This window comes from Roseibium alexandrii DFL-11 (assembly GCF_000158095.2).
Taxonomy (GTDB): Bacteria; Pseudomonadota; Alphaproteobacteria; order Rhizobiales; family Stappiaceae; genus Roseibium; species Roseibium alexandrii.
The window spans coordinates 4,689,265-4,708,126 of the sequence record NZ_CM011002.1; the positions used below are offsets into that span (position 1 = coordinate 4,689,265).

Consider the following 18,862-nt stretch of genomic DNA (forward strand, 5'->3'; position numbering starts at 1 on the left):
GCAATGGCACTTGGTGGACAAGCGAGGGCTAAGTTCCTCTGTGACGCTGAGCGTTGTATTGAATGCAATGCCTGTGTGACCGCCTGTAAAAACGAGCATGAGGTGCCGTGGGGCATCAACCGCCGCCGGGTTGTTACCATCAATGATGGCAAGCCTGGGGAACGGTCGATCTCCGTCGCCTGCATGCACTGTTCGGACGCACCCTGTATGGCGGTGTGCCCGGTCGACTGCTTCTACCAGAATGAAGAAGGTGTGGTCCTTCACTCGAAAGACCTGTGCATTGGCTGCGGCTATTGCTTCTATGCCTGTCCGTTCGGCGCACCGCAGTTCCCGCAAGCGGGCAACTTCGGATCGCGCGGCAAGATGGACAAATGTACCTTCTGCGCTGGTGGCCCTGAAGAGAACCATTCCACAGCGGAATTCGCGAAATACGGCCGCAACCGTATTGCGGAAGGCAAGTTGCCGATCTGCGCGGAAATGTGTTCAACCAAAGCCCTGCTCGCAGGTGATGGCGATGTTGTCGCCAACATCTACCGTGAGCGTGTGGTTGCCCGCGGTTTCGGCTCCGGCGCCTGGGGCTGGGGCTCTGCATACGGCCAAAACGGCGGTTAAGGATACGTTGGTCAACGTCGGCTCAGAGGCGCTCTGGGCCGGCCGATCAAACGCCCTTCTGACAAAAGAAAAAAGAGTGGGGCGGCTGTTTGCCGCCTCACCCGTCTCTACCGGAACAATTGGGTGAGGAACCAGAGATGAATCGCTTCGTGCTGGCATTTGCCGTTCTGTTTGCTTTCATGTTGCAGGCCTTTGCGCAGGATTTGGCGGCACCAAGCGCTGACGTCGATCGCTCCGCGACAGGTGGCGCACAAACTCTGGAAGACATCCTGAAACGCCAGCGCGGTGAGAAGGTCGATTACGATTTCCGCAGGAACGCGACCGGCGATCCGGATTCAGCCGCAAACATGAGTTCTCAACTTGGCACACTCGGCGGAGCATCCGACCCGGAGCTTTGGCGGGCGCTTCGTTTTGGGTCTGCCGATGTAACCGTTTCATCTGGCGGGCAGGTGGCATCCGTTCTCATGCAGGACGGTGGCATGCGGTGGCTGCTGTTCCGCCAGGGGCCGCTCGCCACCTATGGCGGCTATCTTCTGCTTGGAACTCTCGGTTTTCTAGTGCTGTTTTATTTGTTGCGGGGCCGGATCCGCATCGATGGTGAGAAAACCGGCAGGACTATTACCCGTTTCAAGGCGGTCGAGCGGTTTGGTCACTGGCTGCTTGCCGGTTCGTTCATTCTGCTTGGTATTACCGGTCTGATAACCTTGTTCGGCCGGATGGCCATTATCCCGCTGATCGGTCACGACGCATTTGCCCCGATCGCGCAGGCCTCAAAGTGGATCCATAACAATGTGTCCTGGGCATTCATGATCGCGCTGGTGATGGTGTTCGTGATGTGGGCGGTCCACAACATCCCCAACAAAACTGATCTGAAATGGATTGCTGTTGGGGGCGGGCTCCTCAAAAAAGGTGTGCACCCGCCGGCGAAAAAATTCAATTTCGGTCAGAAGATGATCTTCTGGAGCGTGATTGTTCTCGGTGCGTCTATTTCCGCGTCCGGTATTTCGCTTCTTTTCCCGTTTGAATACCCAATGTTTGCGGCGACATTCAACGTGCTGAACTCGACGGGATTGCCACAGCTCATTGGATTCGGAGAGTTGCCGACCCAGCTCGCGCCGCATGAGGAAATGCAGTACGCCCAGCTTTGGCACTCCATTGTCGCATTCCTGATGATGGCAATCATTCTGGCCCACATCTATATCGGATCGGTTGGCATGGAAGGCGCCTACGACGCAATGGGGTCCGGAGAGGTCGAGCTGCAGTGGGCGAAGGAGCACCACGGACTTTGGGTTGCGGAAGTCGAAGCCGCCGAGAAAGACCGGCAAGCCAAAAACGCTGTTCCTGCTGAATAGTCGTTCAGGCGATCAGTTCGATGTGCGCGTCCCTCATCCAAAGGTCATTCGCGGCGGTTGGACAAAACACCGTCGTGGCAATTGCGATTTACGTGTGCTGCTCGGTGTGGGCAGTTTCAGCGGCTCTCGCGACTGAATTCCAGACCCTTAAAGGGCATGGCGGCCCTGTGATGGATATTGCGGTGGAACGCGAGACCGGTGTCGTCGCTACAGCGAGTTTCGACAATTCTGTAGGTCTTTGGACGGGGAGAGACCCGGCATGGCTGGATGGTCATGAAGCTGCTGTAAAAGTGGTCGAGTTCATCGATACCGGCCGTCTTGTTTCGGCCGGAGACGACAATGATCTCATCCTCTGGGATCGTGTTTCGGGAACGCAGCAGAGGCTGGAAGGGCATACCGCCAAAGTTCAGGGGCTTGCCGTTTCGCCGGACAAAAGCCTGATCGCCAGCGCGAGCTGGGATGCTCGGGTCGGGCTCTGGCCAGTTGACGGCGGTGAGCCGATTTTCCTGAGCGGGCATAATGCGGGTGTCAATGCGGTTGCTTTTACAAAAGACGGTAAATCACTTTATTCGGCCTCTATGGATGGCTCGATCATTCTCTGGGATGTTGAAGAACGCGCGGAAAAGCGGGTTGTCGATCGCAACGGGTTCGGCATCAATGTTCTGAAGCTTGGTGGCCCGGCAGACGGACCCGATACATGGCTTGCCTACGGGGCACAAGATGGCGTGACTCGGATCCTCGATCTTGAGACAGGGGACAGGCTTTACGAGTTTTCACTCGAACGCCGGCCGATATTAGGACTTGATGTCAGCCCCGATGGTACGCGGCTCGCGAGCGGAGATGGTCAAGGTTACATCACTGTGTTCGAGACCGGGTCTTGGGGGATTGAGACTGATTTCCGCGCCGCGCTCAAAGGACCCATCTGGGCATTGGCTTTCTCAAATGACGGATCGGTTTTGCATGCCGCCGGTATTGAGAATATTGTATACTCTTGGCCGGTTGCCGACCTTTCGAGTTTTGATCCGATGGCAACCCAAACACCCGCGTTCCTGCGCAAACCAGAAGAAATGTCCAACGGCGAGCGGCAGTTCGCGCGCAAGTGCTCCATTTGCCATTCGTTGACCGATGATGGTGTGCGGCGCGCGGGGCCGACTCTCTACAAGGTGTTTGGGCGAAAGGCTGGCACCCTGCCGGGTTACAGCTATTCTGCAACCCTGGACGGATCTGATATCATCTGGTCAGAAGAGACGATCGACCAATTGTTTCTGGACGGTCCGGACCATTATATTCCTGGCTCCAAAATGCCGATGCAGGTCATTGCCTTGCCGGAAAACCGGAAAGATCTAGTTGACTATCTTAAGGTGGCAACCGCGCCAAAAGAAGCGGAGGGAGGACAACAATGAAAGCCATGCTGACGGCCTTTGCGGCCCTGATCGTGTTGACCATCGGCGCAAGCCAAGTTCTGGATAGGGCAGGTTTCTCAAGTGCTGAGCAGGGCAGCAGCTCATCTGTACGCCTTGGAGATTGAGGCTAGCGGCAGTTAAAGGCCGGTTTCAGACGCGTGACTTCCGGTCGAAAACTGCGTGGTCTCCCAAGGACGGGGTTTCGTCTCCGTTCGCAAGTTTCTTATAAAACTCGAAAAGCGTTTCTTTTCCGAACGAAGGCGTCGCGTCGGCGTCATACAGTCCGGTCTTCGGATTGAGCACCAGCATGGATTCGGTTGCGTAATAGCGGCCGATGCGGGCAAGCTCCGCCTTGTCCCGGTATTTCGGCCCAAACCGGCCCGCAAACTCAAGTGCCCTGATGATCCAGTCCATCAGCGCGACCGGCACTTTCCGGAACCGCGGTTCTAGCCCCAAGCTTTGAAACAAGTACGTTCCCTGTGCCCGGGGCGTTATCGCCTCACCCGGGCCGCCAACCGGCAGGACCTTGTTTTTCATCGCCGGATTCTCGAAGCATTCGGCAATGAAGGACGCGACATCATGATCGCTGATCGGCTTGCAGGACGTTAGCGTTCCATCGCCAAAGATCAGGAATGGTTTGCCGGCTTTAACACGTTCCACTTGGCCGGAAAGCGACTTGAAGAAAGCGGTAGGCCGAATGATCGAATACGGTAGGCCTGACGCTTGGAGCTCCGCTTCGAATGCGAGTTTGGCGTGCTGAAATGCAAGTCTTGGTCTTTGCACGCATATTGCCGACAGTAAAATGAAGTGTGGCTTTCCGGTTTCTTTCGCGATTTTAAGGATATCGCTGTTCGCCTGATGATCGATTTTCCAGGCGTCGTCGGGAATACCCGTTCGCGAGGACAGGCAGGAAATGACCGCGTCGAACTCATCGCCGCGGAAAGCATCCTGGCGGATGGACTGTGGATTGGTCACATAACCAGTTCGAACAACTGTCTCTGGCGCGAACCGCTGTATCTTTGCAGCTGCCTGTGGCCGGACGAAACAAACGACATAATGACCTTGGCGCAGCAACTCGTTTAGCGTGGCGCGTCCGATGGTTCCTGTTGCGCCGAACAACAGTATTCGTTTCGCTCTCACGTCCCCGTTTGGCTCAATGGGGTTCGTAGAGCCTTTCGTCTCTGGACCCCGGGCCTCCACGGTCTGTCTCCTTTCCTGTGTTTCTGCAGTCAAGGTGCCCGGAAGCGGGTGATCATGTCAATTCTGCGTAGGGACTATGGTTTCGGATTTCTTCAAGGCCGCGATGTAATTTTGCGCATCTTTGCGGCTTAGCTTGGGCCGGATCCGGCATTGGGGAAGAACAGTTGCTGCCCGTCCACCTGATAGTCTGCGATTGCCGCCTGACCTTCAGAAGAGAGAAGCCAGTCGATAAACCTCTGAGCCATGTCGGCCCTGACGTGGGGATGAGCTTCAGGATTCACCAGGATGACACCATACTGGTTGAACATGTTGGGATCTCCCTCAACAACGATTTGATGCGTGCCTTTGTTGCCGAAGGCGATCCAGGTTGCCCGGTCGGTCATCACGTAAGCGCCCATACCGGTTCCCGTATTAAGGGTTGCCCCCATCCCGGAGCCGGTTTCGCGGTACCAGGTTCCTGAGTCTTCTGACGGGTCGATCCCTGAGGCCTTCCAAAGGCGGAGCTCTGCTTTGTGGGTGCCGCTGTCATCCCCGCGGGACGCGAAGATCGATTTGCTTGAGGCGATTTTGGTGAGAGCTTTTGCAACGTTGTTGGTGCCGGCGACGCCGGCCGGATCGTTGGCTGGTCCAACAATCACAAAATCGTTGTACATGACATCAGCGCGGGAGACGCCTAACCCGTCTGCCACGAATTTTTCTTCAGATGGTTTGGAGTGCACAAACAGGACATCGCCGTCGCCATTTGCTGCGTTGCGGATGGCTTGTCCGGTCCCGACTGCAACCACGCGGACGTCAATGCCTGTCTTGGCGGTGAACTTTGGCAGCAAGTCGTCAAACAGGCCGGAATTCTGGGTCGAGGTGGTTGATTGAACGATGATAAACGGGTTTTCCGCCTGGGCAGAATGAATAACGACGGTTGACAGCAACGTGGCGGCAATGAGTTTTAAGATTGTTCGTCTGATCATGTTTTCCTCCAAAAGTGCTTTTGTTTTAATTCTTTACGTAAAGCTGGCCATCACGCAGCGCACGTGCAGGCGCGCTTCGAGGGATCTTTAACACCCGTTGCGCAGGGCCGGTTTCAGCGATTTCTCCATCTTGTAGGAAAATCAATTCCTGCCCCAGGCGGCTCGCCTGTCCTGCATCGTGGGTCACAAGTACGATGGTGATACCATTTGCATTTGCTTCCAGGATGAGTTGCTCAATGGCGGCGGTCGAGGTCGGATCGAGGCTTGCGGTCGGCTCATCCAGAAACAGAATGTCCGGTTGGCAAGCGAGCGCGCGGACGGTTGCTAGGCGCTGCTGTTCGCCGCCTGACAGGACGCGGGCGGGACGGTTCGCAAGATGGCTGAGCCCGGCTGCCGCCAAGGCCTTCTGGATCAACCCGTTACGTTTTTCGCCCTTTTCGCCGCGAACCCCGAGTGCAAACTTCAGGTTTGCCTTCGCAGACCGCCGGAGTAGCACGGGCCGTTGGAAGACCATTGCCTGGTCTTTCCGGCCAGTTTTGTTCAGCGCGTGGCCACGCCATAAAACGTCACCGTGCGTTGGAGAAATCAGTCCGTGCATCAGCCGCAGAAGCAGGCTTTTACCGGCGCCGTTCGGCCCCATGATCACGGTGCGGGAGCCGCGCCGGATCTTGAGATCAACATCAAAGAGCAAGCGGTGCCCATTGGTTTCAAATCCGAGCCCGCGGGTCTCAAGAAGGACCTCTCGCGCATCGGGCATTGCTGTTATGGATGGAGCGGACGGGGTGTCTTGCACAAGATTACGCATAAGCAGCTCTCACAGCGGACGCGCGCAGGGTCATGACAAGAGCATTGACCGCAAATGCAATCGCCAGAAGGATCACCCCGAGCGCCAAAGCAAGCTCAAGATTGCCCTTGGAAGTTTCCAGAGCAATCGTTGTGGTCATGACACGAGTGACATGGTTGATGTTGCCGCCGACAATGATCACTGCGCCAACTTCAGCGACTGCACGGCCAAACCCGGCTAACGCGACGGTGAGCAGGCTGTAACGGGCATCCCAAAGGAGTGCCATGACGCGGTCGAGTGGTCCGACGCCGAGCGAAGTGAACTGCTCGCCATATTCCCGGTAGAGGTCCTCCACCACCTGCTTCGTCAATGCCGCAACGATCGGGGTTACCAGAACCGTCTGGGCGATGATCATGGCAGTTGGGGTGTAGAGGAGTCCCAGTGGTCCGAGCGGGCCAGAGGCCGACAGCATGAGGTATACCAAAAGCCCGACGACGACAGGTGGTAGACCCATCAAGGCATTGAGGACAATCGACAATAAGGTTCGGCCGGGGAATCGGAAGGCGCCTGCGATTGCACCGAGTGGAAAGCCGATCAGGCATGCGATTGCGACAGCACTCAAGGTGACCTGCATTGACAGGCCAACAATCTCCATGAGGTCTGGATCAAACGCGAAAACAAGGCCAATGGCACTTGCCAGCACGTTCCAGAAACTGTCCATATGCGCTTTTCCTCCCAGCTTTCGGAGAAAATAACACAAAAAACATAAAAGCGCATAGTTCGAAATTGTTGCCGGTCGGAGGGCGACGGCCATTCAATTCCAGGTTTGTCAAAAAAGAGCCCTGCTTCGGATTCAGCAGGGCTCTAAGGTTGGCCGGAGTAGGTAAAGCGGTCCGGCCAAAGGGACGCCTGTCAGTCGGAGCTGGAGCCTTCGTTGTAGGTCCAGCGGTAATGCGGTGGGGTCGGACCTTTGTTGCGCCCGCCCTGTTCAGTCTGTTCCCACGCGTGGGCCAAAATCCCGACAGATCGGGACAATCCGAAGAACCCGCGGGCAAGGGGAGCTGGACAGCCAAGTTCGGCATAAATCACCGCGGTCGCGCCATCGATGTTCATCGGCACCGGCTTGCCGCGTTCATTGGCCAGATGCGCCTCGATGGCCCGACCGATCTCAGCGTACGCCCCGGAGACCTCGCCAGCGGCTGCGGCTTCATCGACCAGCCCGAGCAGGCGCGGTGCCCGCGGGTCGACGGGTTTGTGGAAGCGATGTCCAAAGCCTGGAATGAAACGCCCATTGGCTTGCCGCCAAGTATCAAGCGTTGTACCGAGTTCATCAAGTCCGGCGGTCTCTATCGCACGGTAAAGCTCCACCGCCTGTTCGCCGGCACCGCCATGAACATCGCCGAGCATGTTGAGGCCCGTAGCCATAGCGGACTGGAGACCGATGCCGCAGGTTGTCGCCATCCGTGCTGCCGCGATCGATGGGGCTTGAGGTCCATGATCAACGGCAGCAACGAGTGCTGCTTCAAAAAGACTGGCTCGTTGCCCGGATATTTCCTTGCCGGTGACCATCAGCCATATCATCTGAGCAAAGCCCCGGTTGCCGATCAGCTCTTCGACCGGGTGTCCTCGAAGAGCGATGCGGCCGGGTTCCATGTCAATGATCGACGTGCGCCACCAATCGGCGACATCCGTGTTCTCGCTCACACCACGTTCTCCTTGTGCAAGGTCTCAATGTCTTCTGCAGCGTATCCAAGGGCTGTCAAAATACGGTCGGTGTCAGCACCAAGGGCCGGAGGCGGGGTGTCCACAGATGGGCGTGTGCCGTCAATCATGGCACCGATCCGCAAGAGATCGACGGGTTTTCCAACCCCTGGCGTTTCGTCGAAGCGCGCCAAAAAATCGCGGTCTCTGATCTGGGGATGGTCAAGGACTTCAGGCACGCTCAGGACCGCGCCGGCCGGTACGCCCAGCTTGTTGAGTTCGCGTGCCCATTCCCGCGCAGGTCTTGTGGTGAGAACGGTTTCCAATTCTGCCTTCAACCGCATTCTGTTGCGTTTCCGGTCTTCCCGAGAGGCAAAATCAGCGTGTCCAACAAGATCTTCCCGGCCAAGATGTGTCGCCAGAAGTTCCCATTGCTCGTCCTTATTGGCCGCGATGTTGATCAAGCCGTCCGAGCATTGAAACGCACCGGATGGCGCAGACGTCGGATTTTCATTGCCATTGGGCGTCGGGTTAACGCCGCCGATCAGGTGATTTGAGACGACCCAGCCCATGGTGGCAAGAACAGACTCCAGCATGGACACGTCAATGAAGGCGCCGCGCTTTTCGGCATTGAGGGATGCGCAGATCGCCATCGCAGCTGTCAGACCACCCACAGTATCTGCCAGCGGATACCCGACGCGCAGAGGTGCACTGTCAGCATCGCCGGTGATCGACATGACGCCCGAAGCCCCTTGGACAATCTGATCATAGGCGGGGCGGTGAGCCCATGGCCCATCTTGCCCAAACCCGGAGATCGCACAGTATATAAGATGCGGGGTCTCCGCTTTCAGAACTTCATAACCGAGCCCCAGACGATCCATGACCCTCGGGCGAAAGTTCTCCACGAGCACATCCGCTCCGGCAACAAGACGCTTCAGAACGTCTTTACCGCGCGGGTCCTTGAGATTGAGGGTGAGGGATTTCTTGCCGGCATTCTGGGCGAGGAAGCTAATGCCCATGCCCTTAGCCGAGAGCTCCGGATCGGCGCCGAGATTGCGCGCAAGATCACCGCGCCCTACAGCTTCAACCTTGATGACTTCCGCGCCGAGATGGGCCAGCTGGTGGCAGGCGAAAGGACCAGCAAGCACATTCGTCAGGTCGAGAACCCGGATTCCATGAAGGGGTTTTGTCATATCCGGGTCCTCGTTGCGGTCATTCTCAATCGCCGTCGGCCACGCCTTCCGCCCGCGCACGCGCCCGGCGGGCACGATAGCTCGGCAGGACGACGAGGATGACGGCCAGGATCAAGAGGCCCATCGTCATTGGCCGCGCAAAGATGAAGCCGATCCCGTCATAAAGCTGCATGGAGCGGGAGAAGTTGTCCTCCAGCATCCGGCCCAAGATGAAACCGATCAGCAGCGGCGCCAGCGGGTAGTCGGCGAAGCGGAGGACGGTCGCGCAAATTCCGAAGCCTACCAGGATCAGAAGTTCGGTCGAATTGTTCTGCCCGATGTAGGCGCCCATCAAGGTGAAGAACAAAATGAAGGGGATCAGGAAGTTGCGCGGGACTGCGAGGATCTTCGCAATATACGGGATCAACGGCAGGTTCAGGATCAGAAGGATCACGTTGCCGAGATACATGGAGATAATCACCGCCCAGAAGATCTCCGGCTGATCGACCATCAAACGTGGGCCTGGAGATACGTTGAGGGCGATCAGTGCACCAAGCAAAATGGCTGTTGTGCCGGATCCGGGAATACCAAGGGTCAGGAGCGGAACGAAGGAGCCTGTGCAGGCGGCGTTGTTGGCGCTTTCCGGCGCTGCCAATCCTTTGACTGAGCCTTTACCGAACTGCTCTTGTTCTTCCTTGGTTGCGATGTTGCGTTCCACCGCGTAGCCGAGGAAAGATGCGATTGTTGCCCCTGCACCCGGCAAGACGCCGATCAGGAAGCCCTGGATGGATTGGCGTCCAATAACCGGTGCGATCGCCTTGGCTTCCTCCTTGGTGATCCTGAGATCCTTGATCTCGTTGCTGCCACTCTCAGTTTTCGAACGGTTTGGATCGAGGACGAGATAGAGGGCTTCCGGCAAGGCAAACATGGCCATGGCCAGGGTGATGAAGCCGAAACCGGATTGCAGGTCCATCATCCCCATGGTGAAGCGCGGCATATTAAAAAGCGCACCTTCGCCGACCGTCGCCATGATCACGCCCAGGATGGTCATCAGAAGTGCCTTGATAACCTGGCCAGTTCCGGCAAAAGCTGCGATCGCAGAAAGACCAACGACCATCAGCGCGAAATATTCGGCCGAATGGAATAGAAGTGCGACGGTTGCAAGAGCCGGAGCGAAGATCATCAGAAGAACTGCACCGATGGAGCCGCCTGCAAAAGACGAGATGGCTGCAACGGTCAACGCCTTACCGGCCTTGCCCTGTCTTGCAAGGGGGTAGCCGTCAAAACTCGTCGCAACAGTCGAAGCTACACCGGGCGCATTGATGAGGATTGAGGACGTCGAGCCGCCGAAAATCGCCCCGTAGTAAACACCGGCAAGCAGAATGAGGGCGGCGGATGGATCGCCAATCGAAATTGCAACCGGGATCATGATGGCAATGATCGACATCGGCCCTAGGCCCGGGAGCATGCCAATGAATGTGCCGATCAAACAGCCGCCGACAACCATCAGCAAATTGGTGACAGAAAAGGCTGTGCTCAGCCCGATCAGGATTCCTTCGAGCATATCAGCCTCCGTTAGCCATGAAGAATGGCAGCGGGCTCAGGAAGATCCCGAGGACCCGATCGACCAGATACCAGACGACACCTGCGGCGATAGCCGATGTAAGTGCCATGACAATGAATTTGCGCTCACCAAGGATGAACGACCCGATGAACAAAAAGCCGAACGTGGAAAACAGGAAACCTGCCGGCCGCAGTAGCAGCGCATAAGCCACCATCAACCCCAACAAGGCGATTGCCTGTCCGAGTTTGTAATCGGTCAAACGCCGATAGTTGATTTCGGTCGGCTTGGGTTCGCCGCTGCTCTTCTCAAATCCAAGAAGGATCAGCAAAGAACATATGATCGCCATGACCGAGAGGATTTTGGGAAAGGTCGACGGCCAGATTGGATTGCGCCGCATGAAAGGCGCAAGCGTATCGTCCATCGTAAAGAATGCCGCATAGCCATATGCGAGACAGATCAACAAAATGATCATGGCGATCCATCGATCGAGCGCCATGGCCTCCTCCCCAAGTCTTGATTTGTTTCGTTAGATGTCCGCTCGTGCGGCAGTTCAGATCATCTTCATATGCAGAGACGGCGCAGACTGGGTCTGCGCCGTCATGCCGCTCAAATTAGAGGAAGCCCAGCTTCTTCATCAGATCGCCGATAACCTGCTCCTGGTTTTCCAGGAAGGAGCGGAAGTCATCACCATTGTTGTGGATGTTGACCCAGCCGTTGCGGGCACGAACTTCCTCCCACTCCGGGGTTTCATACATTGCAGTCAGAGCAGCTTGATAAGCGGCCAGCTGCTCTTCCGGCAGGCCCGGTGCTGCGAAGAAACCGCGCCAGTTGACGAAGGTGGTGTCGATGCCCTGTTCCTTCATGGTTGGGGCGTCTTTATAGGCATCCACGCGCTCATCAGAAGTCACGCCGATGATCTTGACTTCGCCAGCGTTGGCAAGATCCACAGCTTCGGAGAACCCGGTGGACAGAGCAGCAATTTCGCCGGACAGCAGCGCGGCCATTGCTTTGCCGCCAGCATCATACGGAATGTACTTGAATGCCGTCGGATCTTCGCCAGCAGCTTCCATTGCCATGGCCGCAACGAGGTGATCCATACCGCCTGGAACCGAACCGCCACCAATCGCTGTGCCGGACGGATCAGCCTTGTAGGCTGCGATGAGGTCGGTCATGGAGTTGATCGGGCTGTCCTTGCCAACCACCAGGGCCGCATAGTCGCCGATGGTTCCTGCGACGAGCGTCAGGTCACGGAAGTTTTGCGGGAAGACGCCGGTCAAGGAACGGATTACGATCGGGGTCGAGTTGACCATCAGCGTGCCGTGGTTCGACGCAGCATTTTCAATTAGGTAACCGATCGCTTTGCCGCCGCCGCCGCCGGACATGTTTTCGTAAGATGCCGTACCGACCAGTCCTGCTTTGGTGAGGGCTTCGCCGGTGCCGCGTGCCGTGCCATCCCAGCCGCCGCCAGCGCCGCCCGGGATTAGGAAATGGATGGATTCAACCGCCTGGTCCGAGGACAAGGCCGGAGTTGCGAATGTCATAGAAGCTGCAGCCGCAGCTAGAACGACCCGGCGGGTCATTTTCATGAGTGTCATGTTTTCCTCCACATAAACTGGCTCATTGCATGAGCCTATTCAGCCTCAGGTCCGCATTGCGGAGCCTCCCTTTGGGCTTGAATTGAACCTAGCGGCAAACCCTGTCACCAACCTGTCACCAGCTGTCTATGCGCTTGCAACAAGTTATGAGGCGGGGCAAGAGTGAGGGCAGGAGGATCTAGATTTGCGGCTATTGCTCGTTGAAGACACCTTTGACATGGCTGAAGCCATCATGATCCGGCTGGACCGGAGCGGTATAGCCTGTGATCTTGCGAAGACACTAGAGGAAGCCCGTTCTCTTTTGGATGTTCAGCGGTATGATGTCATTGTTCTGGACCTGAATTTACCGGACGGGCTTGGAACCGATCTCTTGAAAGAGTTGCGGCTAAAATCCGATCGCACGCCGGTTTTGGTGCTGACCGCAGAGTTCTCCGTGGATGATCGCGTATCGACGCTCAACTCCGGTGCTGACGATTATCTGGTGAAGCCCTTTGATCATCGCGAGCTGGAAGCGCGCATACAGGCGCTCTACAGACGTGAGCAAGGAGACAAAGCGGAAGAACTGGCGATCGGGGATCTGACCTTTAATGCGACAGCCCGCGTTGTCCGGTTGAAAGAGACACCGGTCAACCTGACACGGCGAGAATTCTCGCTGCTGGAATTGTTCATTCGCAATCGCGGAAAGGTTCTGAGCAAGGAACGGCTTTTTGAAGGCATTTTCAGCTTTCAGGACACGGATGTCAGCATGAATGCGCTGGAGCTTTATGTTGCGCGCCTGCGTAAAAAACTCTCCGGAAGTTCTGTAGTGATCGAGACGCAAAGAGGGCTTGGTTACAAGCTTGAGGTCCATGACTAGCTTGCTCAGCCGGTTTGGTGCGACATCTCTCACAGCGCGTGTGGCTTTGGGCGTAACGTTCCTTTTGACGTTTGGTGGGATTATCGTCTCGATCGCGGCCTTTGCATATGGCCGCGAAGCTGCCCGCTCGGCTTATGACCGCTTGCTGGTAGGGGCGGCCAATGACATTGCTTCGGCGATTACTGTCGTTGATGGCAATCCCGTCCTTGAGTTACCGCATTCTGCATTTGAGCTTCTGGCGCTCGCGCCTGATGACCGAATTGGGTACCGGATCGTTGGTCCTAACGGCCAAACCCTGACCGGTTACGATGACATTGCCTTGCCTGCTGGGCTTTCTGGGTACAGCGACGTTTTCTTTGACGGCGCATTTTTTGGCGAAGCGGCCAGATATGTTGTTGTCTCCCGGCGATTTGCCGAACGCACTTGGAGCGGGACCATCCGGGTCGCGGTCGGCCAAACCCTGCAGGCGCGCAACGCCATGGCCGTGGATATTACGCGCAAAGCGCTCTACGTGTTGGCGGCGTCCGGTTTGGCGATGATGCTGTTGGCTGTTCTGGTGGTGCGTGCTGTTTTCAATCCACTGAAGCGGATCGCGGGTGGATTGGCAGAACGTGATCCTCATGACCTGACACCGCTTGATACAGATGTGCCGCGGGAAACCGCCGTGATGATCCAGGCGTTGAATGCCTTTATGGGGCGGCTGGACCGGCAGATGAATTCAATGCGGCATCTGATTTCGGACACGGCTCACCAATTGAGGACACCCGTCGCGGCGCTCAGGGCACAGGCAGATCTCTTTTCAGATGAGGAGGATCCTGAGCGCAAGGATCGCATTGTTGAACGTATTCAGACCCGGTCCGCAAGTCTCGGCCGGCTGCTCGATCAAATGTTGAGCCAGGCGTTGGTGATCCATCGCGGAGACAGTGTCCGCCGGGAAAAAATCGATCTTCGGGATGTTGTGCTGGACGTTTTCGAGGAGGGCGACCATGCAGTTCTGCGGCCGGATATTGCTGTCGTTCCGCAATTGGCAGACCAACCGGTTTATGTGCTTGCGGATACGACTTCCCTTCAAGAAGCGGTAAAGAACCTTCTGAGCAATGCTCTGAAATATGGACGGGCACCGGTGCGCATTGGTGCTACGACCGAAAACGGTGTTGCCTCAATCTGGGTGGAAGATGTTGGCGGCGGGCCCGATCCGGAAATCCTTTCCGCTCTGGGAACACGCTTCAATCAGTCTGGTTTGTCTCGTCAGAACAGTTCCGGTTTAGGGCTAGCCATAGCGCACGCTGTTGCCCGGTCTTTTGAAGGACAGTTGGTTTTGGACACACACGGCGACAGGACCTTTCGCGCAGCTCTATGTTTTCCGGAAATCAAGGCGGAGGCTGCATGAAGGATACTCAGTGCAAGTCAGTTGCTTTTGGTCTTTGGATGTTGGCAGCCTTCGATGTCCCTGTAACAGCGGCCGAACCTGAGTTGGTCGAACAATATGGGGCTGCCGCTGCCGAGCAGACCCTCATTGTGCGCTCGACTGCCGACATTTCGGTTTTTGCGCCTGTTGTTGAAGCTTTCCTGGAAACGCGCTCCGGTCTGACACTTATCTATGAGCAGTGGGGATCGAACGATCTCTACACCCAATCCCGCGCAGAGTGCAGGGAAGGGGCACCGGTTGCCGATGTCGTGATCAGTTCCGGCGTTCATCAAATGGTCAAGCTGGTCAACGAAGCCTGTGCCCAAAGCCATGTGTCGCGGGAAACCGAGCAGTTGCCAGCTGCGCTGCGGTGGCGCGACGAATTGTGGGGCATTTCCAGAGAACCCGCTGTCGTAATCTATAATCAGGACTTGGTTCCGCCCGCTGAGGTGCCCAAGTCGCGGTTTGATCTTCTCGATTTGCTCCGGCCAGCCAATACCCCTTACGCAGGACGCGTTGCCACCTATGACATCGAGCGCTCCGGCCTCGGGTATCTTTTTGCTTTTGTCGACGCACAAGAGGCATCGACCTTTGGCGCATTGCAGGAAGCCTTTGTGCGCACCCAAGCCGTCCGGTCGTGCTGCTCCTCCGATATCATCCGGAGCGTGGCCGATGGCCGCTATCTGATCGCCTACAACGTATTGGGATCTTATGCTCAAGGATACCAGCAGCAAGATGACCGGATCGGAATTGTGTTGCCGACTGATTATACATTGGTTCTGTCCCGTGCCCTGATGATCCCGAAAGGGGCAAACAACGGTGCTGCGGCTGCTGATTTTCTGGACTTCTTGTTGTCGCCAGATGGGCGCAGGATCTTGCGTCAGGCATTGCTTATCAGTCCGCTCCTCGAGACGGAAGAGGGGGCCGAAGGGGAGACATTAAGTTCGACAGCGCTTCGCCCGATCGGTTTGTCTCCGGCGCTCATGGTTGCGCGGGATCAGCTGACTCGGGAGACTTTCTTGAAACGCTGGCGCGTGACTTTTCCTGGACCGTGAAAGCAGGAAATCAACTCGAAAATTTATTTGGAAACGCGCGACGGGCGTGAATACTTGCACCTTGCAGGCCGCCGGTCCTGGAAAAAACACCACGCACCAGAAGAGGTTCGCTGTAATTCGCAAGTGTTATTGCGCGGGTCTTGCGATCGATTTCTGCCAGAAGCCGGGCGTCGGCGCTCAAACCTCCACTGACAGGGATCACGTCGGGGCCGAGGAGATTGATCACCATGCTGAGCGCTCGGGCCAGAATAGTTGTAAAGGCGTCGATGGTCCTTGCCGCTTGTGGCTCTCCGGCGTGCCAAGCGGTCGTAATTTCAATGCTTGAGCATAATGTGTTGTGAAGAGCGGCGTGTATTTTCTCCAGACCTCGCGCCGAACCGTAAGCATCCAGGCAACCGATTTGACCGCACCCGCATAGGAAATGCGGAATGCCTGAAATCGTCCCGCCCGCGGTTGGATCGACAACCGGACCGTGCCCCCACTCTCCGGCGATCCCACCACGTCCTGAGACAAGACTGCCGTTGTGAACCAAGCCACCGCCGACTCCTGAGCCAAGAATGATGGCGAAGACAGTCTCTTTGCCAGCGCCTGATCCCTCAACAGCTTCTGCCAGAGCGAAGGCATCGGCATCATTGATGATTTCGACCGGGGTGCCGAGTTCCTTCGTCAGATCCGAAGCGATCGGGCGGCCGTTCAGACAGGGAATGTTGGCGACGTCTGCGATGCCAGTTTGTGCATCGAACGCCCCTGCAAGCGAGATAACAGCCGGGCCGCGAGTCTCCGGTAGACACTTGCGCAGTGCCTCGACAAACTCAGACCAGGAGTGCAACGGCGTTGGAACCCGCCCAGTTTCTTCCACCGGACCACGAGCACTCGGATGCGCGTACCGAATGAAGCTGCCGCCGATGTCGAACGAGGTCACCATCTGGAATTCGCGTCTTTCAAAGAGGTTCTGGAACGTTGAGTCAATAAACCGCGACATGCTTCTTGCACAGGGTTTTTTCGTAAGAATGAAGGTGCCTTTGCCTCAAAGAATACGTCCAGCTTTTATATGTGGCTGCGCATTCGGTAGCCTGGAGCAAAGATGAGTTTCACATTTGTGATCGGCGCATCGCCGGTCCAAGTGATGCGCTCCATGGCAAACAGTGCTGTCCCCGGTGTGCAATCAAGGATCCGGGCGGTTTCTTCATTGGCATTGAGGGCTGAAAAAGAAAGGTCGCCCCGGCTATACGGTGCATTGTGGACCAGCCATTCGTTCGCGCTGGAGACCTCGAACTTGCGCTGCCGAGCTTCGGGAACGGTATCAAGATTGATGTAACGCTCTTCAAACGCATAAGGACGGTCGTCCGCAAAGTGAAGCGTTTTCAGATAAAGCACGTCATCGCCGAGCGATGCGTAAAATACCCCGTGGAGCATTGGTGGAACCGGCTGATAGTCCCGTTCCAGAAGACTGTGCCGGTAGGTCTTGCCGAGCGCTTCCACCTCTTCCCGGATGATCGGAATCGTGAGTGTTGCCCGCTGCGGCGGATTAAGCGCAACACGCGTGCCCGCGCGGCGTTTGCGGATAACCAACCCGCTTTCAGCCAGATCCCTGAGTGCCCGGTTGACGGTCGTGCGTGCACAGCCGAATTCCTCTGCCAGGTCCGCTTCGTGCGGGATCTGCGCACCCGGTTCCCAGACGCGGTCGTGTATCCGGCGAAGAAGCTCTTCGCGAATGCCAGTCCAGGAGTTCGTATCAGTAAGGGCCACAGACGATCAGTTCCTTGTTTAGATGCGGCTGCGCAACGCCTTCATCGTCGCTCGGTAGCGCGCCCGGATTTTCTCGCCTTTTACATGGATTCCACCGGTAACAACATGGCGGCCTGCACACCAGACATCCTGGACCATCCTGTCATCGCCCGCGAAGATGTAGGCATCCAGAATCTCATCGCCCTCGCGGTCTTCAAGGTCGATGGCATTTGCATCCAGGGCGACCATGTCGGCAAGGTGACCGGAAGCGATCTGTCCAGCACTGCGTCCACACGCTTGCGCACCTCCGGCAACAGCACCATCAAACAACACGCGGCCCGTCGAATTTTCGGGATTTGCCACCGACGCGCGGCATTCGTCGCGAAGGCGCTGCGAATATTCGAGTGTGCGCAATTCTTCTGACAATGAAATTCGAATGTTGGAATCAGATCCAACTCCGAACCGGCCGCCGGTATCCAAATACCGGACGCCGTCGAAGATCCCGTCTCCGAGGCTCGATTCGGTGATTGGACAAAGCCCGGCAACTGCGCCGGTCCGCGCCAGTCCAACGGTCTCTTCAGGCGTCATCTGCGTGCAGTGAATCAGGCACCAGTTTTTCGATACATCGTGGTTGTCCAAAAGCCAGCCGACTGGCCGCTTACCGGTCGCTTCAAGAACTTCTTCGACTTCGGCGGCTTGTTCCGCCAGATGCATGTGCAAGGGTTTTTGCCCCGCGAGTACGATAGCGTTTTTCAACGCATCTGAATCGACTGCGCGCAGCGAATGGGGAGCGACGCCCAATACGCTGTCGTTATCGAGGGACCGCAGGGTGTCGCCCGCCTGTTCATGGAGTTTTTGGAACTGCTCGAAATCATTGCCGAAGCGGATTTGTCCCGGCGCCAACGGGCGCCGGTCGCAGCCACCATACGTGTAAAGCACCGGCAACAAGGTCAACCCAATGCCGGTCTCGCTCGCAGCCGCTGCAATCCGCTCGGACATTTCGCCAAGATTGCCATAAGGCGCGCCGCCAGGCTGATGATGAAGGTAATGGAATTCCCCAACAGCCGCATAGCCGGCCTCAAGCATTTCCATCTGGACGAAGGCGGCAATTTCTTCGACATCATCTGGTGTGAGCGTGTCGAGAAACCGGAACATGATTTGCCGCCAGGTCCAGAAGCTGTCGTGGCTCTCCTGACCCCGGCGTTCGCTCATTCCGGCCATCGCGCGCTGAAAGGCATGGCTGTGCAGGTTGGACGGCGCAGGTAACAGGATCGCGACCCGGTGCCCCTCTCCAGCTAGTGAAGGGGCATTTGTTTCGACCGCAGAAATCTCGCCGTTAGCCGAGAAGTAAACGCGGACGTTTTCCGCCCAGCCAGTGGGAAGCAGCGCCTTGTCTGCAAAAATGGTGCTGTCTTGCGCCGTGGGCATGCCGGTCTCTTTCCCTCGTTGACACGTTAATATGTGCAT

At 56.9% G+C, this 18,862-nt stretch carries 19 protein-coding genes; 7 read left to right on the forward strand and 12 right to left on the reverse strand.

Going from position 1 to position 18,862, the window contains the following annotated elements:
• Positions 1–3: 3 nt before the first annotated feature.
• From fdh3B to SADFL11_RS25725, 4 genes are all read left to right on the forward strand, one after another.
• Positions 4–612, forward strand: a complete 609-nt coding sequence (gene fdh3B / locus SADFL11_RS21675) for a formate dehydrogenase FDH3 subunit beta (RefSeq protein ID WP_040450988.1) — start codon at positions 4–6, stop codon at positions 610–612.
• A gap of 137 nt (positions 613–749) precedes the next feature.
• Positions 750–1,964 (forward strand): formate dehydrogenase subunit gamma, encoded by a 1,215-nt coding sequence (locus SADFL11_RS21680; RefSeq protein WP_008191894.1) that lies wholly within the window; start codon positions 750–752, stop codon positions 1,962–1,964.
• Between the two features lie 74 nt (positions 1,965–2,038).
• Complete coding sequence (locus SADFL11_RS21685) at positions 2,039–3,367, forward strand: c-type cytochrome (protein WP_209002682.1); 1,329 nt, start codon at positions 2,039–2,041, stop codon at positions 3,365–3,367.
• On the forward strand, positions 3,364–3,492 hold the full coding sequence (locus tag SADFL11_RS25725) for a hypothetical protein (protein ID WP_008194840.1): 129 nt from the start codon (positions 3,364–3,366) through the stop codon (positions 3,490–3,492). Before SADFL11_RS21685 ends, SADFL11_RS25725 begins: the two co-directional genes overlap by 4 nt.
• Before the next feature lie 25 nt (positions 3,493–3,517).
• On the opposite strand, the gene SADFL11_RS21690 is transcribed toward SADFL11_RS25725, so the two are convergent.
• The 9 genes from SADFL11_RS21690 to SADFL11_RS21730 form a co-directional block, all read right to left on the reverse strand.
• Entirely contained in the window at positions 3,518–4,486 is a 969-nt protein-coding gene (locus SADFL11_RS21690) for an NAD(P)H-binding protein (RefSeq protein ID WP_008191018.1), read from the reverse strand.
• Between the two features lie 209 nt (positions 4,487–4,695).
• Positions 4,696–5,532 (reverse strand): ABC transporter substrate-binding protein, encoded by an 837-nt coding sequence (locus SADFL11_RS21695; protein ID WP_008195584.1) that lies wholly within the window; start codon positions 5,530–5,532, stop codon positions 4,696–4,698.
• 25 nt (positions 5,533–5,557) lie between these two features.
• Positions 5,558–6,337: an ATP-binding cassette domain-containing protein gene (locus tag SADFL11_RS21700; RefSeq protein ID WP_040450986.1), complete on the reverse strand. Its 780-nt coding sequence runs from the start codon at positions 6,335–6,337 to the stop codon at positions 5,558–5,560.
• Positions 6,330–7,037 (reverse strand): ABC transporter permease, encoded by a 708-nt coding sequence (locus SADFL11_RS21705; RefSeq protein ID WP_008194786.1) that lies wholly within the window; start codon positions 7,035–7,037, stop codon positions 6,330–6,332. The genes SADFL11_RS21700 and SADFL11_RS21705 overlap by 8 nt, the downstream gene beginning before the upstream one ends.
• Before the next feature lie 191 nt (positions 7,038–7,228).
• Positions 7,229–8,020, reverse strand: coding sequence for a citryl-CoA lyase (locus SADFL11_RS21710; protein ID WP_008190454.1), 792 nt, complete (start codon positions 8,018–8,020; stop codon positions 7,229–7,231).
• The gene (locus SADFL11_RS21715; protein WP_008196294.1) at positions 8,017–9,210 is read right to left on the reverse strand and encodes a CaiB/BaiF CoA transferase family protein; all 1,194 of its coding nucleotides are present in this window, start codon (positions 9,208–9,210) and stop codon (positions 8,017–8,019) included. The genes SADFL11_RS21710 and SADFL11_RS21715 overlap by 4 nt, the downstream gene beginning before the upstream one ends.
• A gap of 25 nt (positions 9,211–9,235) precedes the next feature.
• Positions 9,236–10,753 carry a tripartite tricarboxylate transporter permease gene (locus SADFL11_RS21720; protein ID WP_008190870.1) on the reverse strand — a complete coding sequence of 506 codons (1,518 nt, stop codon included), beginning with the start codon at positions 10,751–10,753 and terminating at the stop codon, positions 9,236–9,238.
• A 1-nt stretch (position 10,754) separates the two neighbouring features.
• Positions 10,755–11,249, reverse strand: a complete 495-nt coding sequence (locus tag SADFL11_RS21725) for a tripartite tricarboxylate transporter TctB family protein (RefSeq protein ID WP_008196290.1) — start codon at positions 11,247–11,249, stop codon at positions 10,755–10,757.
• A gap of 115 nt (positions 11,250–11,364) precedes the next feature.
• On the reverse strand, positions 11,365–12,348 hold the full coding sequence (locus tag SADFL11_RS21730; RefSeq protein WP_040452521.1) for a tripartite tricarboxylate transporter substrate binding protein: 984 nt from the start codon (positions 12,346–12,348) through the stop codon (positions 11,365–11,367).
• 193 nt (positions 12,349–12,541) lie between these two features.
• Between SADFL11_RS21730 and SADFL11_RS21735 the strand changes: the two genes are divergently transcribed.
• From SADFL11_RS21735 to SADFL11_RS21745, 3 genes are read left to right on the forward strand one after another with little or no spacing between them, the layout of a single operon-like run.
• A complete protein-coding gene (locus SADFL11_RS21735) occupies positions 12,542–13,204 on the forward strand; it encodes a response regulator (protein ID WP_008195828.1) in 663 nt (220 codons plus the stop codon).
• Positions 13,197–14,594 (forward strand): sensor histidine kinase, encoded by a 1,398-nt coding sequence (locus tag SADFL11_RS21740; protein ID WP_040450984.1) that lies wholly within the window; start codon positions 13,197–13,199, stop codon positions 14,592–14,594. Before SADFL11_RS21735 ends, SADFL11_RS21740 begins: the two co-directional genes overlap by 8 nt.
• On the forward strand, positions 14,591–15,667 hold the full coding sequence (locus tag SADFL11_RS21745) for an ABC transporter substrate-binding protein (protein ID WP_228198230.1): 1,077 nt from the start codon (positions 14,591–14,593) through the stop codon (positions 15,665–15,667). Before SADFL11_RS21740 ends, SADFL11_RS21745 begins: the two co-directional genes overlap by 4 nt.
• 10 nt (positions 15,668–15,677) lie before the next feature.
• Here SADFL11_RS21745 and SADFL11_RS21750 read toward each other — a convergent pair whose 3' ends face one another.
• The 3 genes from SADFL11_RS21750 to SADFL11_RS21760 all read right to left on the reverse strand — a co-directional run bounded on the left by SADFL11_RS21750 (position 15,678) and on the right by SADFL11_RS21760 (position 18,823).
• A complete protein-coding gene (locus tag SADFL11_RS21750; protein WP_008194923.1) occupies positions 15,678–16,649 on the reverse strand; it encodes an ROK family protein in 972 nt (323 codons plus the stop codon).
• Positions 16,650–16,714: 65 nt separating this feature from the next.
• Positions 16,715–17,416: a GntR family transcriptional regulator gene (locus SADFL11_RS21755; RefSeq protein WP_008196807.1), complete on the reverse strand. Its 702-nt coding sequence runs from the start codon at positions 17,414–17,416 to the stop codon at positions 16,715–16,717.
• 18 nt (positions 17,417–17,434) lie between these two features.
• Complete coding sequence (locus tag SADFL11_RS21760; protein WP_008191051.1) at positions 17,435–18,823, reverse strand: formimidoylglutamate deiminase; 1,389 nt, start codon at positions 18,821–18,823, stop codon at positions 17,435–17,437.
• Positions 18,824–18,862: the final 39 nt, after the last annotated feature.

Excerpts from the sequence above, each read along its gene's own strand:
- fdh3B (WP_040450988.1), top strand. The coding sequence starts at position 4 with ATGGCACTTGGTGGACAAGCGAGGGCTAAGTTCCTCTGTGACGCTGAG.
- SADFL11_RS21680 (WP_008191894.1), top strand. The coding sequence starts at position 750 with ATGAATCGCTTCGTGCTGGCATTTGCCGTTCTGTTTGCTTTCATGTTG.
- SADFL11_RS25725 (WP_008194840.1), top strand. The coding sequence starts at position 3,364 with ATGAAAGCCATGCTGACGGCCTTTGCGGCCCTGATCGTGTTGACCATC.
- SADFL11_RS21695 (WP_008195584.1), bottom strand. The coding sequence starts at position 5,532 with ATGATCAGACGAACAATCTTAAAACTCATTGCCGCCACGTTGCTGTCA.
- SADFL11_RS21700 (WP_040450986.1), bottom strand. The coding sequence starts at position 6,337 with ATGCGTAATCTTGTGCAAGACACCCCGTCCGCTCCATCCATAACAGCA.
- SADFL11_RS21705 (WP_008194786.1), bottom strand. The coding sequence starts at position 7,037 with ATGGACAGTTTCTGGAACGTGCTGGCAAGTGCCATTGGCCTTGTTTTC.
- SADFL11_RS21715 (WP_008196294.1), bottom strand. The coding sequence starts at position 9,210 with ATGACAAAACCCCTTCATGGAATCCGGGTTCTCGACCTGACGAATGTG.
- SADFL11_RS21720 (WP_008190870.1), bottom strand. The coding sequence starts at position 10,753 with ATGCTCGAAGGAATCCTGATCGGGCTGAGCACAGCCTTTTCTGTCACC.
- SADFL11_RS21725 (WP_008196290.1), bottom strand. The coding sequence starts at position 11,249 with ATGGCGCTCGATCGATGGATCGCCATGATCATTTTGTTGATCTGTCTC.
- SADFL11_RS21730 (WP_040452521.1), bottom strand. The coding sequence starts at position 12,348 with ATGACACTCATGAAAATGACCCGCCGGGTCGTTCTAGCTGCGGCTGCA.
- SADFL11_RS21740 (WP_040450984.1), top strand. The coding sequence starts at position 13,197 with ATGACTAGCTTGCTCAGCCGGTTTGGTGCGACATCTCTCACAGCGCGT.
- SADFL11_RS21745 (WP_228198230.1), top strand. The coding sequence starts at position 14,591 with ATGAAGGATACTCAGTGCAAGTCAGTTGCTTTTGGTCTTTGGATGTTG.
- SADFL11_RS21750 (WP_008194923.1), bottom strand. The coding sequence starts at position 16,649 with ATGTCGCGGTTTATTGACTCAACGTTCCAGAACCTCTTTGAAAGACGC.
- SADFL11_RS21760 (WP_008191051.1), bottom strand. The coding sequence starts at position 18,823 with ATGCCCACGGCGCAAGACAGCACCATTTTTGCAGACAAGGCGCTGCTT.